The organism is Simiduia sp. 21SJ11W-1 (assembly GCF_024138675.1).
GTDB lineage: Bacteria > Pseudomonadota > Gammaproteobacteria > Pseudomonadales > Cellvibrionaceae > Simiduia.
On sequence record NZ_CP090959.1, the window covers coordinates 1,229,383 to 1,244,107 of the forward strand.

Genomic DNA, 14,725 nt, shown 5'->3' on the forward strand with positions numbered 1-14,725 from the left:
CTTACTGCCGCCACCAGTGTAGCCAAATATGCAGGCATTTGCGGGTTTCAGGCTGGCCTGTATTTGAAGGCGCAAAAAAAGCCCCACTGTGTGGGGCTTTGGTGTTGGGCGTTTAGAGTGTCGCCATTTTGGCTTTTTGCTCTTGCAGCTTGTCGGCCTGGGCCTGCAGGCCCGCCAGGTGCTCACGCTCTTTGGCAACCACCTCAGCGGGTGCTTTGTCTACAAACTTCGGGTTGTTTAATTTACCTTCGGTTTTCTGGATGTCTTTGGTGAGCTTATCCAGAGCCTTATCCAGGCGTGCGATTTCAGCGTCTTTATCAATCAGGCCCGCCATGGGCACGCGCAGTTCCATCTTGCCCACCAGTGCTGTGGCAGACAGTGGCGCTTCCTCGTTTTCGGTCAGCAGCGTGATGGATTCCAGATTGGCGAGTTTGGTAATGAAGCTGCGGTTGTCGTTGATGCGGCGCTGCTCCTCGGCGTTGGCCAGCTGCACCAGTAATGGAATGGCTTTGCCTGGGCTGATGTTCATCTCGCCGCGAATATTGCGCACCGATTCCACCACCTTTTGAATCCACTCCAAATCGGCAATGGCTTGTGGGTCTATCTTGGATTCATCGGCCAAGGGGAAGGCCGCGTGCATGATGGTTTCGCCCGTTTGCCCGGCCAGGCCTTTCACCTTTTGCCAGATTTCCTCGGTGATAAACGGCATCATCGGGTGGGCTAATCTGAGGGTGGTTTCCAGCACGCGAATCAGGGTGCGGCGGGTGCCTTTCTTCTGCGCCGGGCTTGCGTTTTCATCCCACAGTACCGGCTTTGAAAGCTCCAAATACCAGGCACAGTATTCATTCCAGATGAAGTCGTACAATGCCTGAGAGGCGAGATCCAGCCGATAGTTGTCGATACCGTCTTTCACCGCTTGCTCTGCCAGTTGCAATTTGGAGATGATCCACTTGTCGGCCAGTGACAACTCGTAGTCGGTGCTGCCGGTCGCTGCTGGCGCATCGTTTTGCCCGCAATCATGGCCCTCACAATTCATCAGCACATAGTTGGTGGCGTTCCAGATTTTGTTGCAGAAATTGCGAAAGCCCTCAATGCGGCCTACATCAAATTTAATGTCGCGGCCGGTAGAGGCGAGCGAGTAATAGGTGTAGCGCAGTGCATCGGTGCCGTAGGCGTTAATGCCCTCCGGGAATTCCTTGCGGGTTTGCTTTTCAATTTTTTCTTTCAGGTGCGGCTGCATCAGGCCACCGGTGCGCTTGGCCACCAGTGTTTCAAGATCAATGCCGTCAATCAGGTCAATTGGGTCTAGCACATTGCCCTTGGACTTCGACATCTTCTGGCCTTGGGAATCGCGCACCAGGCCGTGTACATACACGGTATGGAAGGGTATTTCCTTTCTAAAATGCAGCGTCAGCATGATCATGCGCGCCACCCAGAAGAAGATGATATCGAAGCCTGTTACCAGCACATCGGTGGGGTGGAAGGTTTTTAATTCTTCCGTGTTTTCAGGCCAGCCTAGCGTGCCGAAAGTCCACAGGCCCGAGCTGAACCAGGTGTCTAGCACGTCGTCGTCTTGCTTGAGGGCAATGTCGTCGCCCAGATTGTTTTCTGCGCGCACTTCGGCTTCCGAGCGGCCCACGTAAATGTTGCCCTCGGCGTCGTACCAGGCGGGAATGCGGTGGCCCCACCAGAGCTGGCGGGAAATGCACCAATCCTGAATGTCGCGCATCCAGGAGAAGTACATGTTCTCGTATTGCTGGGGCACAAATTTAATTTCGCCATCTTCAACGGCTTTGATGGCCTGCTCGGCCAATGGCGCGGTTTTTACATACCATTGGTCGGTGAGGTAGGGTTCGATCACCACACCCGTGCGGTCGCCACGGGGCACTTTTAAAACGTGATCGTCAATTTTTTCCAGCAGCCCCAAGGCCTCAAAATCTGCCACAATTTGTTTGCGCGCGGCAAAGCGCTCCATGCCGCGGTATTTTTCCGGCACGTCGTCGTTGAGGTCGGCATCATCGGTGAGGATGTTGATGATGGGCAGATTGTGGCGGCGGCCCATTTCGTAGTCGTTAAAGTCGTGCGCCGGGGTGATTTTTACACAGCCGGTGCCGAAATCCTTATCCACGTAGTCATCGGCGATGATGGGGATTTCGCGATCGGTGAGCGGCAGCTTGATCATTTTACCCACGAGCTTTTGGTAGCGCTCGTCTTCGGGGTGCACGGCCACGGCGGTATCGCCCAGCATGGTTTCCGGGCGGGTGGTGGCCACAACCACATGGCCGGAGCCGTCTGCTAACGGGTAGCGGAAGTGCCACAGAAAGCCTTTTTCTTCTTCGCTGATGACTTCCAGGTCAGACACGGCGGTGTGCAGCTTGGGATCCCAGTTCACCAGGCGCTTGCCGCGGTAAATCAGGCCATCTTTGTAGAGCTGGATGAACACTTCCTGCACGGCTTTGTAGAAGCCGTCATCCATGGTGAAGCGCTCGCGCGACCAGTCTGGGCTGGCACCCAGGCGACGCAACTGGCGGGTGATGGTGCCGCCGGATTCTTCTTTCCACTCCCACACCTTTTCCAGGAATTTCTCGCGCCCCAGGTCGTGGCGGGAGATGCCCTGGGCATCCAGTAACCGCTCTACCACCATTTGGGTGGCAATGCCGGCGTGGTCTGTGCCCACTTGCCAGAGGGTGTTTTTACCCATCATGCGGTTGTAGCGGATCAAGGCATCCATGATGGATTCCTGGAAGCCGTGGCCCATGTGCAGGCTGCCCGTGACATTGGGCGGCGGGATCATGATGCAGAAGGGGTCACCTTCGCCGGACGGTTTGAAGTAACCCTCGGATTCCCATTTCTGGTACCACTGAGTTTCGATGTTGGCAGGTTGGTAAGTCTTGTCCATCTGGCTCTCAACGCGTTGGGCCCCGGCTGGGGCTGGCAAAAGCGGCGATTATACCCGATGCACCGTGGGCGGTCAGTGGTCTGTTGGGTCTTGTTGCTTGAGTTTGGCCAGCAATTGCTCACGCAGCTGTTGTTCGAGCTTGGGCAGGTGTTCTGCCACCAGGGCATCTACCAGTGCCAGCACGGCTGCATCGTCAATTGGCGGTGCCTCCGGGCGCGGCGCTGAGGCAAGCGGTGCCTCTGGCACTGAAACCGTGGCCGGGCTCAGGGTGGCTTCGTGGGGAATTTGGGCGGACTCGGCGCCAGGCAGTGGCTCCAGGTGCGCAGGCGGTGTATTGGGGCGCTTGAACTCACCCTTGGGCAGCGGTTGATTGCCGCGCAGGCGCGCGCGTATGTGTTGAGGCAGGAAGGGGTTTTCGCCCGAGGCCTTTGTAACCTGTGCCGGGCGCGGCGAGCCCTCGGCAGGTCTGTCGAACAGGCTTTGTTGGCCCGGCAGTGGCGCCGGGGCCGCCGGATCTGTGTGTTGGCCTAGGTGTCCGTCTCGTCGGTGATTGGCGCTCGCACTAAAATCGTGGCTATCTTCGGGCTCATCTGAATCCGGTTCAGCATCAATTGGCGCAACCTCACCCGTTGCGCCTGTTTCTTCAGGGTGCGATGGCGCATCTGTGCGTGCAGCTGTTTGTTGCGGCGCGTGCGGTTTAGGGGCCGGCTCTGGGGCCTGCTGGGTGTCCTTTTCATGATCGTATTCCTGTGCGGACGCCCCGCCTGTGTCTATGTCGCCGGTAAGTGCGGCGTAGGCGGCGTTAAGTGCGTCTAGGGTTTCGTCATCGGCGGCCAGTGGTTCGCTGGCGTCATCGTCGGCGGGCCCATCGTCTTCAATGAATTCATCCAGAATGGGGATGTCTTCATCGTCTTCGAAGGCGTCGAATGCATCTTGGCCTTGTTCATCCAGCAGGCTCTGTATCGATTGCAATTCGCGCAGCAGTTCGGCTTTTGTTTTAGGCTGATCTGGGCCTGCCATGGGTGCTTCCGTCAATGGCGTTTAGAGGGTTTTGAAGTCTAACGGATAGCCCCGGCTTTTGTAATAGCTCCAGTTCGCACGGGTGCATTCCAGTATTTCGGGCACTTGTACCACCAGCTCAAATAATCGCTCAAAGCGCGAGAAATACGGCGGCACCTGGGCGCAGAGGTTAATCAGCACACCGTGATGATCGCCGCAATTTTCCGCAGTGCCAAGCGTAATCGGGGCGTCTTGTTCGGCACCCTCTGCAAGGTTTGTGTGGGCTAAAAAGCTTTCTGGCTCAAAGTTCCACAGCAGCGCATCAAGTTCGGCCAGTTGGCTTTGTGATTGGCAGGCGATGAACACCGGGCTCTCACTGCGGATGGCCTTTTGTGCCACCCGACACGCGAGGCGCAGCCGCGCCTCAAGGTCGGTTTCCTGGCTGGCAAGAAAGTCGACTTTCGTCATTAGCCTGCCTGATCCATCAAAAATTGTGCGAGCAAGGGTACCGGGCGGCCGGTAGCGCCTTTGGCGGCACCCGACTTCCAGGCAGTGCCGGCGATATCCAGGTGCGCCCAGGGGTAGCTCTTGGTAAAGCGCGACAAAAAGCAGGCGGCGGTAACGCTGCCACCTGGGCGGCCACCAATGTTGGCCATGTCGGCAAAGTTGGAATCCAGCTGGCTTTGGTATTCATCCCACAGGGGCATTTGCCAGGCTTTGTCGGCCGCGGCTTGCCCGGCCTCAAGCAGTTTATCGGCCAGTTCCTGCTTGTTGGCGTACACGGCGGTGGCGTGGTGGCCAAGTGCAATCACACAGGCGCCCGTGAGGGTGGCTACATCAACCACGGCCTTGGGCTTGAAGCGCTCGGCGTAGGTGAGGGCGTCGCACAGAATCAGCCGGCCTTCTGCATCGGTGTTTAAAATTTCGATGGTTTGGCCCGACATGGAGGTCACCACATCGCCGGGTTTGGTGGCGTGGCCGTTGGGCATATTTTCCGTGGCCGGTACTATGCACACCAGATTGATTTTAAGGTTCAGTTCCAGTGCGGTGTGCATGGCACCAAAGACGCTGGCAGCGCCGCACATGTCGTATTTCATTTCATCCATGCCTTCGCCGGGCTTGAGGCTGATGCCGCCGGTATCGAAGGTTACGCCTTTACCCACCAGTACCACGGGCTTGGCGCCTGCCTTGCCGTTGCTGTATTCCATCACAATCAGCTTGGGTGGCTGATCGGAGCCTGCGGCAACCGAGAGCAATGAGCCCATGCCGAGCTTTTCCATGTCTTTGCGCTCGAGTACGGTGGTTTTCAGCTGGCTGTTGCCCTTGGCCCAGGCCTTGGCTTGTTCTGCCAGGTAGGTGGGGGTGCACACATTGGCCGGCAGGTTGCCCAGCTCGCGGGTGACATTGCTGCCTGCTGCGATGGCCGCGCCTATGGCCAGGCCGCGGTCTTTGGCGGTTTTATCTTTTTTGTCGGCGGCCAAGAGCTCTACGCCCGCAAGGGTGGGGGCCTCTGGCTTTTTGCCCTTGGTGGTGTGGTAGAGGTAGGTGGCCCAGCCAATGCTTTCAGCCACAATGCGCGCCTGGTTGGCAGGTGCCGGTGCATCCAAGCCGTCAAAGGCCACGGCTGCCGATTTGATGTTCAGCGCTTTCAGTGCCTCGGCCATTTTTGCCGCCGCTTTGCGCAGGGTTGCATCGTTGACCTCTTGCGCTTTGCCCAGGCCCACCAGCAGTAAGCGCTCGGCGGCAATGCCATTGACGGTGGGCAGCAGCAGGGTTTGGCCACATTTGCCGGTGATGTCTTTGCGCTTTAACAAGGCTGAAAGCGCCTTGTCGCAGGCGGCATCCACAGCCGCGGCTGCCGGTGTTAATTTGCCTTCAAACAGGCCAACAACCAGGCAAGGTGACTTGTGGGTGAGCAGATCAAACTGTTTGGCAGTGAATTTCATGGTCAAATTAGTGTCCTTAGCGTCAAGACAAGTATGCCGTAATTGGCGATAATGCCGCGAATCTTTAAATGGGTGTTAATGAGTGTCATCGGGTGATGGCGTTGGCCAATGGGTGCCAACACAATTGCCGACTAGTTTAGCAGGCCCGCGTCAAACAATCTGCGCGCGGCTTAGACTAGTCTGACGGTGAACCAAGCCACTGCCTCAGGATTGAACGCAGACTGTGATCATTTTTCGTTATCTGGCCAAAGAAATTCTATTTACCCTGCTGGCGGTCAGCGGTGTGTTGCTGCTGATTTTTATGAGCGGCACCTTTGTGCGCTACCTCTCGGCCGCCGCGGCCGGCGATTTATCGCCCCAGGCGTTGCTGGTGATTATGGCCTACCGCTTGCCGGGCTTTTTAGAGCTAATTTTGCCCTTGGGCACCTTTATTGGCGTGCTGTTGGCCTATGGGCGCTTGTATGTTGAAAGCGAAATGGTGGTGTTGTCTGCCTGTGGCTTAAGCCAGCGCAGGCTTTTGGGTTACACGCTGCTGGCGGCTTTGCCGGTGGTGATTGCGGTGGCGTTTTTAAGCCTGTATTTAAGCCCGCGCGGGGTGGGTGCTGTGGAAACGCTGTTGGCCGAGCAGCGCTCGCGGGGTGAGTTCGAGCTGATAATGCCCGAGCAGTTTCAACCGCTCAGTAAAGGCCAGGCCACCTTTTACACAGAGCAAATCAGTGAAGATAAACAAGATTTAACCGAGGTGTTCATCGCCAACATGGGCGCTGAAAGCCTGGTGATTGGCGGCAAGTCGGCGGTGGTGCGCTCGCGCGGTGCGCACCAATGGTTTGATGAGCAATACCAGCGCCGCTATTTTGTGCTTGATGACGGCCGCCGCTACGCGGGCGCCGCCGGCAGCCTGAATTACCATGAAGTGAGCTTTGCAACCTTCGGCCAATTGCTGCAAACCAACCTCAATCAAGCGCGGGTGAAATACAAGGTGGATGCCGAGCCTACCTTGTCTTTGCTCTCGGCAACTGAACCGCAACGCATTGCCGGTTTACAGTGGCGCTTGAGCTTGCCCATTCTGGTGGTGGTAGTGTGTATGTTGGCGGTGCCGCTCTCGCGTACCAATCCGCGTCAGGGCCGTTACCTGGGTATGATCCCCGCCATTTTGTTGTACATCATTTACCTTGTGGCGCTCAACGCAGCCCGCGATCAGGTGAAAATGGCCAAGCTGGATCCAGCCTTGGGTTTGTGGGTAGTGCATGGCGTATTTTTTGCGCTGGCGGTGTTGTTGTTTAACTGGGGCAATCTGCGGCGCTGGCTAAAACAGCGCGCAAAGCCACAGGGGGCCGCCCATGCGTAAGTTAAACGGCTATATAGGCCGCACGGTTATCAGCGCTATTTTTGTGGTGTTTCTGGTTATACTTGCGCTTGATGTCATTGCTGCGGTGGTGGATGAAATTGATAACCTCGATGAGGATTACAACTTCCGTGAAGCCATGCTGTACGTGGGGCTCACACTGCCAACGCGCATTTACAACAGTATTCCGCTGGCGGCACTTACCGGTTGCTTGATTGGGCTTGGCCAATTGGCGGCCACCAGTGAGCTTGTGATCATGCGCGCCGCCGGCGTAAGTGTTACCCGCATTGCCTGGGCTGTGATGAAACCTGTGTGGGTGCTCATATTGCTTGCGGCACTGCTGGGTGAGTATGTCACCCCCTGGACCGACCACATGGCTGAGAGTGGCAAGGCCATTGCCAAAGGCGACCGCCAAGAGCAAGAGGGCCAGCAGGGGTTGTGGTCGCGCGAAGGTGACGAGTTTTTGCATTTCAATGTGGTAATGCCCAACGGCAAAATCTTGGGCGTGTCGCGCTACAGTTACGATGAGCAGCGTAATCTGCGCTCGGCGAGCTTTGCTGAATCCGCCACTTACCAAGGTGGTTATTGGCTGGAAGAATCGGGTGTGATTACGCATTTCCCGGCCACCAGTGATGAGCCGTTAACCCACAGTGAGTTTTTAACCCGCCGCTGGGATACCAGCCTTTCGCCCGACCTTGTTAACGTGCTGGTGATGCCGCCGCGCACCCTGGCCATTCAAACCCTGTATGAATACGCCAATTATCTGGATGAGCACGAACAAAAAAGCGAGCCCTACTGGCTGGCGTTCTGGCAAAAAAGTTTGCAACCCTTGGCAACTGCCGGGCTTGTGCTCATTGCCATTTCATTTATTTTTGGCCCGCTGCGTGAAGTCACCATGGGCTACCGGGTGTTCACCGGTGTGATTGTGGCCATAGTATTTCGCATGGCGCAGGAGCTGCTTGGGCCTTCGAGCCTGGTGTTCGGATTTTCGCCCTTGATTGCGGTGTTGATCCCCATCGGCATGTGTATCGCCATTGGCTTTTGGTTGTTATCGCGCACCCGCTAGGGGTCTTACGCCAGCCAATTTTTAACAAGCACCCACAAAAAAGGCCAGTAATACTGGCCTTTTTTGTGGGTACGGTGCGGGCAGTTTAGTGGCCGCAACCACCCTCTGCGTGCACGTGGCCGTGCGCCAGTTCTTCTTCGGTGGCCGCACGTACGCCAACCACTTCAACGGCAAAGTGCAGGCGCTGGCCAGCCAGCTTGTGGTTGCCATCGATGGTGACAGTTTCTTCGTCCACTTCAATCACTTCAACCACTTGCATGCCAGCAGGTGTCTGGGCCTGGAAGGCCATGCCCACTTCAATGGTGTCTACGCCCTGGAACATGGTGCGTGGCAGTTCCTGTACCAGTTCGGCGTTGTACTCGCCGTAGCCGTCTGTGGCTTCAACCACTACGTCTACTTTGTCGCCTTCGGCCTTGCCGGCCAGCGCGTTTTCAAGGCCGGGGATAATGTTGCCAATGCCCTGGATGTAATCAAGCGGCGCCTGACCTTCAGAGGAGTCGAGCACTTCGCCCTCATCGTTTTTAAGGGTGTAGTGAATACTGGCCACGGATTTGTCGGCGATGTTCATGTGCAGTCCTGTTTAGCAGGTGAATGTTGGGGCCGCGCACGGCGCCCATGAGATTAGCGACCGGTAATGGCCTCGCCGTTTATCCAGCCTTCCTGGATATCCACCGAGGCGCTGTCGCCATTGGGTTCTTTTTGGGAAATGCGTACCAGTACGTAATCCCAGTCTTTTGCAAAGTAGGTGTAGGTCTCGCGCTCTTTGTTTTTGCGCAGGGTTTTGATCACTACGGTATCCAGTTCACCTACGGGCGTCTGGATGGTCTCTTCGCGGTCGATGGCAAAGCGAAAGGTTTTTAACTTGCCGCCATCGGCCACCTTGTACTTCAGATTGCGGCGGCCGTTTATGAGGTCTGCGCGAATCTGCATGGTGGCGTTGAGCTTGTCCAAGGTACCATCTGGAATGCTCATGCTCCAGTCGTCTTCCTTGTTGAGCTTGTTGGTGACCTTGTGGGTGTCCCAGTTGAACACCACCTGCATGTGCCGGTCGGGCGCAAGGCCGGTGCGGTGATATTCGTAGTGGTGGGTGATGGCATGGCCTTCTGGGTTCCACTCGAACAGGCTGCGCTCTTTGAGCCCGGCCACCCAGGAGTCGATATCAAACCGCAAAAACCAGCGGCCGTCGTCTTGTTGTTTCAGCTCGCGTGTGGCGGTGAGTTTGATGCCGTACAGGCGCGTTTTATAAATGGCCTTAAAGGGCTTGGGCAGCAGGTTCGGGCGTGCGGGTTGTGTGTCTGTATTCGCGCTGTCACTGGCGGCAGGGGTTTCCTGCGCGCTTGTGGCCTGTGGCGTTGCGGGTGAGGGCGTATCTGCCAGCGCCGATAAGCCTCCCAGAGCGAGTGGCAACGAAAGTGGCAGTGAGAGAAGCAGCGCGCCAAGGCCACGCTTTGCAGACCAATCCATGAGCAAACCTGTCAGTGCCGGCTGTCGATCCGGTAGCCCTCTGCACCCAGGGGGGCATTGTCGAGCCAGGCCTTGCCATCGCGATAGCAAAGCTTGCCCTGTGCAAACCAGTTGACCGCCATTGGGTAAATAACATGTTCCTGCACCTGCACCCGCTTGGCCAATGTTTCGGCGGTATCGTCGGGCTCGATGGGCACTACCGCCTGTATGGCTGCGGGCCCGCCGTCTAACTCTGCCGTGACAAAATGCACGGTGACCCCGTGGCAGTCGTCGCCGGCATCCAGCGCGCGCTGATGCGTGTGCAGACCTTGGTATTTGGGCAGCAAAGACGGGTGAATGTTCAACATTTTTCCGAGGTAGTGCTCGGTAAACGCCGGCGTAAGAATGCGCATGAAGCCCGCCAATACAACGAGGTCTGGCTGGTAGCGATCAATCAGCTGCATGAGGGCTGCATCGAAGGCTTCACGGCTGTCGAAGCCTTTGTGATCGAGCGTGTGCGCGTTAATGCCCGCCGCTTGCGCCCGTTCAAGGCCCTTGACCTCGGGGCGATTGCTGATAACCGCCACGATGTTAGCGCCCAGTGCTTGACGGGCCTCGGCATCAATCAGGGCTTGCAGGTTGGTGCCGCTGCCAGACAGCAGCACCACAACGCGGGGCAGAGAATCAGACATTACAGGCCTTTGAGTTCTACCTGGGCTTCATCTGCGCCTGCCTCGGCAATGCTGCCGATCACAAAAGGTGCTTCGCCGGCGTTGCGCAACAGGGTTAAGGCTTCATCTTTGCACGCAGGTGGCACCGCGATCACCATGCCCACGCCGCAGTTAAAGGTGCGGAACATTTCGCGGGCTTCAACGTTGCCCTTGGCTTGCAGCCACTTGAAGACCGCGGGCATTTCATAGCTGTCGAGATCAATCACAGCCTTGGTGTTGGCCGGCAGAACACGGGGGATGTTTTCGGTAATGCCGCCACCGGTGATGTGCGCCATGGCGTTCACTTGTGAGCCCTTAATCAGGCTCAAGAGCGCTTTTACGTAAATGCGCGTGGGGGCCATGAGCAGCTCGCCAATGGTTGTGCCGTCAAGCTCTTCGCTGAGGTCTGCCTGGCTCACTTCGATAATTTTGCGAATTAACGAGTAGCCGTTCGAGTGGGGGCCGGAGGAGGGCAGTGCCAATAGCAGGTCGCCAGCGGCCACTTTGCTGCCATCGATAATTTCGGATTTTTCCACCACGCCCACGCAAAAACCGGCCAGGTCGTAATCTTCGCCTTCGTACATGCCGGGCATCTCGGCGGTTTCACCACCCACCAGTGAGCAGCCGGCCAGATCACAGCCTTCGCCAATGCCAATGACCACTTTCTCGGCAATATCCACATTCAGCTTGCCGGTGGCGTAGTAATCCAGGAAGAACAGCGGCTCGGCACCGGCCACAACGAGATCATTCACGCACATGGCTACCAGGTCTACGCCGATGGTGTCGTGGTTGCCCAGATCCATGGCCAGGCGTAGCTTGGTGCCCACGCCATCAGTGCCGCTCACCAGCACCGGCTGCTTGTAGCCCTCGGGGATTTCACACAGGGCGCCAAAGCCACCAAGGCCTGCCAAAACTTCCGGGCGGCGGGTGCGCACGGCAACGCTTTTAATGCGTTCAACCAGGGCATCGCCCGCGTCAATATCGACACCGGCATCTTTGTAGCTAAGGGATTGGGGTTTATCGCTGCTCATGGGGGACTATCCGCAAATCGGGGGTTGGAAAAAAGGCGTGCATTCTAGCAGCTGTGGGCGCGCGAGGCACTAGGGAGTGGCGCTTGTGGCACCGATTGGCGGCAAATGCCCTGTGACATGGCTCGCGCTGTATTAATTTAGCCCCCAAGCACCCTGTGCAGGGGCCTGTGGGCTGCTACAATGGCGCGCTTTCACCCCCGCTCGGAGATATAGATGAGATCACTGTTGAACGCCGTAATCCTGCTGATCAGCGCATGTTGGCTGGCATCCCCGGCAGTGGCAGAACAACTGGTTGATTTATACAAGGTGCAGACGCTGGTAACCAGCCAAGCCGCCGCCGAGCGCGAGCGCGCCGCCACCGAGGCGCTGGCTCGCTTGCTGGTGCGGGTAACCGGTGATCCCAAGATTGCAGAAAATGCAGAGCTGCAACCCTACATGAAGCGCGCGCAAAACTACGTGTTGCAGTTTGGCTACGCCCGCACAGAGGCCACCCTTACCCAGGAAGATGGCACCCAGGTGCCGGCCACCGCGCTCAATTTCAGTTTTTCGGAAGTGGCCATCAACAAGTTGTTGCGTAAACTCAAGCTACCTATTTGGCCCTACAACCGCCCGGGCCTGCTGGTGTGGCTGGTGGAAGATCAATGGCAGGGCGGGCGCACCCTGTTGCGCGATGCCGATACCCAGCAGGCGCTGCGCGAGCAGGCGTTAACGCGCGGTTTGCCCTTGATGTTCCCTATTTGGGATCTGGAAGATCAGATGGCCATTAGCGCCGAGCAGTTGTGGTCTTTTGATCAAGACGCGCTACGCACGGCCTCGGCGCGTTATCAGCCCGATGTGATAGTGGTGGGCAGGTATAGCCGCACCAGTAGCGGTGAACTGCGCGGTGTATGGGAGTGGATAGATGGCGATGATTCAGATTTGCTCGATGCCAAAGGCGATAGCCTGCAGGCACTGGCAGCACCTATGGTAGATAAAATTGCCAATACCCTGGCGGCCCGCTATGCCATCCAGCCCGGTCAGGACGACGGCTTGCAGCTGGTTATGCAGGTGCAGGGTGTAAAGGCGTTTGATCGCTACCGCAAAATCCTAAGCTATCTTGAGCAGCACGAAGCCCTGCGCGATGTGCAATTGGTACAGGTAGAAGGCGATAGCCTGTGGCTGAACCTCTACCCCGAGGCCGACCTTGCACATCTGCAGCGCGCCTTCCAGCTGGATCGCAAGCTCTCGCCACTGCCCACACTGGTGCCCGCCGATGGCTCGCCCACCAATCCCTTGATGTTCGAATGGGCGGGTGAGTAACCCGGTACACCATGGCCTTATTGCAGCAACTGCCGCTGGGCATCAGCCTTAATGATGATGCCCGGTTTGATAACTTCTATTTAGCCGAGGCCTCGCCCAACGCCTTTGCCGTGCGCGCTGTGCGCGATATGTTGCGCCCCGACGGCGAGCAGTTTGTGACCCTTTGGGGCGGGCCAGGGCGCAGCCACTTGGCACAGGCGCTGTGTGTTGAGGCCACCAATCAGGGCTGGCAGGTACAGTATTTACCCCTGCGCTCGGTGCGCGACTACGCCTTTGAGCCAGAGGCCGTGCATGGGGTATTGGCAGGCCTTGAGCAAATGGACCTGGTGTGCCTGGACGATGTAGACACAGTTGCCGGCATCGATGCCTGGGAGCTTGGCCTGTTTCACTTGTTTAACCGCCTGCGTGATGCCGGCGTTGCGCTGTTGATTACCAGCGAAGAAAACCCGGCGCACCTGCGCATTGCCCTGCCCGATTTGCAATCGCGTTTGCAGTGGGGCTTGAGTTGCCAGCTGCACCCGCTTACCGATGCCGAAAAGGCGTTGGCACTCACCCGCCGGGCCGAGGCCCGGGGCCTGCAATTGCCCGATGAGGTGGCCAACTTTATTATTCAGCGAATGCCGCGCGACATGAACCGGCTGTTTGGGCTGCTTGAACAGCTAGACCGCGCAAGCCTGCAGGAAAAGCGCAAGCTCACCATTCCGTTTGTGAAGCAGGTGCTCGGCCAATAGCCCAATTACGCACCACAACAATAACGAGCCCAAGGCCATGACCGAATTTATTCAAACCTACCCCAATAGCCTGAGCGAGGCAGACTGCCGGCAGATGATTGCCAAGTTTGAAGCGGGCGGCTTGGCAACCCCTGGCCAAACCGGCCAGGGTGTGGATGTGCAAAAAAAAGACAGCCTAGATTTAGTGTTAAACAACGCCCCCGATTGGCAGCCGGAACTGGCCCAGATTGCCGGTGCCACCGCGCGCGGTTTACTGCGTTATGTGCGCCAGTTTCCAAGCCTTGTGTGCGGCGCAATATCGCCCTCTCTGCCGCACCCGAAAACTGGCGAGCCCACGGCCTTGCAGGTGGATAACCTGCACGAATTTGACGACGACACATTGCTGCATGTGATACGCGCGGTGTTTCGGCTGGGCAATGTGAATTTGCAAAAATACACCGCCGGGCGCGGCGGTTATCACCACTGGCATTCGGAGTTTTACCCACACCCCACAGACCCGCGCCAGGAAAGCCTGCATCGGGTGCTGGTGTTTATGTATTACCTCAATACAGTGGCCGAAGGCGGCGAGACGGAGTTTTTATATCAGCGCACAAAGCTTGCGCCACAGGCGGGCAGTTTGGTGTTGTTCCCTACAGATTTCACCCACACCCACCGGGGTTGCGTGCCACAATCGGGCGATAAATACATTCTTACCAGTTGGGTGCTCTACCAGAACGCCGCGCAATTGTATGGGCGCGCGCCCGGTTAAAGCGGCAGTGAGGTGGTGTACTTCACTTGCTTCAAGGCAAACGTGGAGTTTACCGAGGCCACATTGGGCAGGTGCACAATGGTTTTTTTCAGCAGTTGCTCGTAGTGTTCTACGCTGTCTACCACCACGCGCAATACGTAATCTTTTTCACCACTGGTGGAGTAGCATTCCACAATTTCCGGCACATCCTGCACGCCTTGTTCAAAGGCATTGAGCGAATCTTCATCGTGGCTTTTGATGGTGATGTAGGCATACACGGTGACCCCCAGGCCCAGTTGTTTCGGGTCTAGCAGGGTGACCTTTTGCTTGATAATGCCATCGGCCTCCAGCTTTTTAATGCGGCGCCAGCAAGGTGTGTGCGACAAACCCACTCGATCACCCAGCTCGGCCATGGAGTAATCGGCGTTTTCTTGAAGGGTCCGGAGTATTTTACGATCAAACTCGTCGAGCATGGGGGTTGTCCTAATCCGCGGTTTTTTAGGTGATGGCTATCCTAACCACAGATGTT

Annotated in this window: 14 protein-coding genes; 5 read left to right on the forward strand and 9 right to left on the reverse strand. The window is 57.2% G+C overall.

The window, feature by feature from the left end; translation table 11 throughout:
- Positions 1 to 112 precede the first annotated feature (112 nt).
- The 4 genes from L1F30_RS05505 to L1F30_RS05520 form a co-directional block, all read right to left on the reverse strand.
- Positions 113 to 2,899, reverse strand: a complete 2,787-nt coding sequence (locus tag L1F30_RS05505) for a valine--tRNA ligase (RefSeq protein WP_253360415.1) — start codon at positions 2,897 to 2,899, stop codon at positions 113 to 115.
- 72 nt (positions 2,900 to 2,971) lie between these two features.
- Positions 2,972 to 3,919, reverse strand: a complete 948-nt coding sequence (locus L1F30_RS05510; protein WP_253360417.1) for a hypothetical protein — start codon at positions 3,917 to 3,919, stop codon at positions 2,972 to 2,974.
- Between the two features lie 21 nt (positions 3,920 to 3,940).
- On the reverse strand, positions 3,941 to 4,366 hold the full coding sequence (locus tag L1F30_RS05515) for a DNA polymerase III subunit chi (RefSeq protein WP_253360419.1): 426 nt from the start codon (positions 4,364 to 4,366) through the stop codon (positions 3,941 to 3,943).
- A complete protein-coding gene (locus L1F30_RS05520) occupies positions 4,366 to 5,844 on the reverse strand; it encodes a leucyl aminopeptidase (protein ID WP_253360421.1) in 1,479 nt (492 codons plus the stop codon). Before L1F30_RS05520 ends, L1F30_RS05515 begins: the two co-directional genes overlap by 1 nt.
- A gap of 223 nt (positions 5,845 to 6,067) precedes the next feature.
- Between L1F30_RS05520 and lptF the strand changes: the two genes are divergently transcribed.
- Together lptF and lptG are read left to right on the forward strand one after the other, a co-directional pair.
- Positions 6,068 to 7,192, forward strand: coding sequence for an LPS export ABC transporter permease LptF (gene lptF, locus L1F30_RS05525; protein WP_253360423.1), 1,125 nt, complete (start codon positions 6,068 to 6,070; stop codon positions 7,190 to 7,192).
- Positions 7,185 to 8,255: an LPS export ABC transporter permease LptG gene (lptG, locus tag L1F30_RS05530; protein WP_253360425.1), complete on the forward strand. Its 1,071-nt coding sequence runs from the start codon at positions 7,185 to 7,187 to the stop codon at positions 8,253 to 8,255. Before lptF ends, lptG begins: the two co-directional genes overlap by 8 nt.
- Positions 8,256 to 8,340: 85 nt before the next feature.
- Here the strand turns inward: lptG and L1F30_RS05535 are convergent, their stop codons facing one another.
- From L1F30_RS05535 to purM, 4 genes are read right to left on the reverse strand one after another with little or no spacing between them, the layout of a single operon-like run.
- Positions 8,341 to 8,823, reverse strand: a complete 483-nt coding sequence (locus L1F30_RS05535; protein ID WP_253360427.1) for a peptidylprolyl isomerase — start codon at positions 8,821 to 8,823, stop codon at positions 8,341 to 8,343.
- Between the two features lie 53 nt (positions 8,824 to 8,876).
- Entirely contained in the window at positions 8,877 to 9,719 is an 843-nt protein-coding gene (locus tag L1F30_RS05540; protein ID WP_253360429.1) for a DUF3108 domain-containing protein, read from the reverse strand.
- A gap of 11 nt (positions 9,720 to 9,730) precedes the next feature.
- Positions 9,731 to 10,390 carry a phosphoribosylglycinamide formyltransferase gene (gene purN, locus L1F30_RS05545; RefSeq protein ID WP_253360431.1) on the reverse strand — a complete coding sequence of 220 codons (660 nt, stop codon included), beginning with the start codon at positions 10,388 to 10,390 and terminating at the stop codon, positions 9,731 to 9,733.
- A complete protein-coding gene (gene purM / locus L1F30_RS05550; RefSeq protein ID WP_253360433.1) occupies positions 10,390 to 11,439 on the reverse strand; it encodes a phosphoribosylformylglycinamidine cyclo-ligase in 1,050 nt (349 codons plus the stop codon). The genes purN and purM overlap by 1 nt, the downstream gene beginning before the upstream one ends.
- Positions 11,440 to 11,652: 213 nt before the next feature.
- On the opposite strand from purM, the gene L1F30_RS05555 reads away from it, so the two are divergent.
- The 3 genes from L1F30_RS05555 to L1F30_RS05565 are packed head-to-tail and all read left to right on the forward strand — an operon-like array spanning position 11,653 to position 14,217.
- Positions 11,653 to 12,738, forward strand: coding sequence for a DUF2066 domain-containing protein (locus L1F30_RS05555; RefSeq protein ID WP_253360435.1), 1,086 nt, complete (start codon positions 11,653 to 11,655; stop codon positions 12,736 to 12,738).
- Positions 12,739 to 12,749: 11 nt separating this feature from the next.
- Complete coding sequence (hda, locus tag L1F30_RS05560) at positions 12,750 to 13,469, forward strand: DnaA regulatory inactivator Hda (protein ID WP_253360437.1); 720 nt, start codon at positions 12,750 to 12,752, stop codon at positions 13,467 to 13,469.
- Positions 13,470 to 13,506: 37 nt separating this feature from the next.
- Positions 13,507 to 14,217: a 2OG-Fe(II) oxygenase gene (locus L1F30_RS05565; protein WP_253360439.1), complete on the forward strand. Its 711-nt coding sequence runs from the start codon at positions 13,507 to 13,509 to the stop codon at positions 14,215 to 14,217.
- Here the strand turns inward: L1F30_RS05565 and L1F30_RS05570 are convergent.
- Positions 14,214 to 14,669 (reverse strand): Lrp/AsnC family transcriptional regulator, encoded by a 456-nt coding sequence (locus tag L1F30_RS05570; RefSeq protein WP_253360440.1) that lies wholly within the window; start codon positions 14,667 to 14,669, stop codon positions 14,214 to 14,216. The two genes, L1F30_RS05565 and L1F30_RS05570, sit on opposite strands and share 4 nt — an antisense overlap.
- Positions 14,670 to 14,725 lie beyond the last annotated feature (56 nt).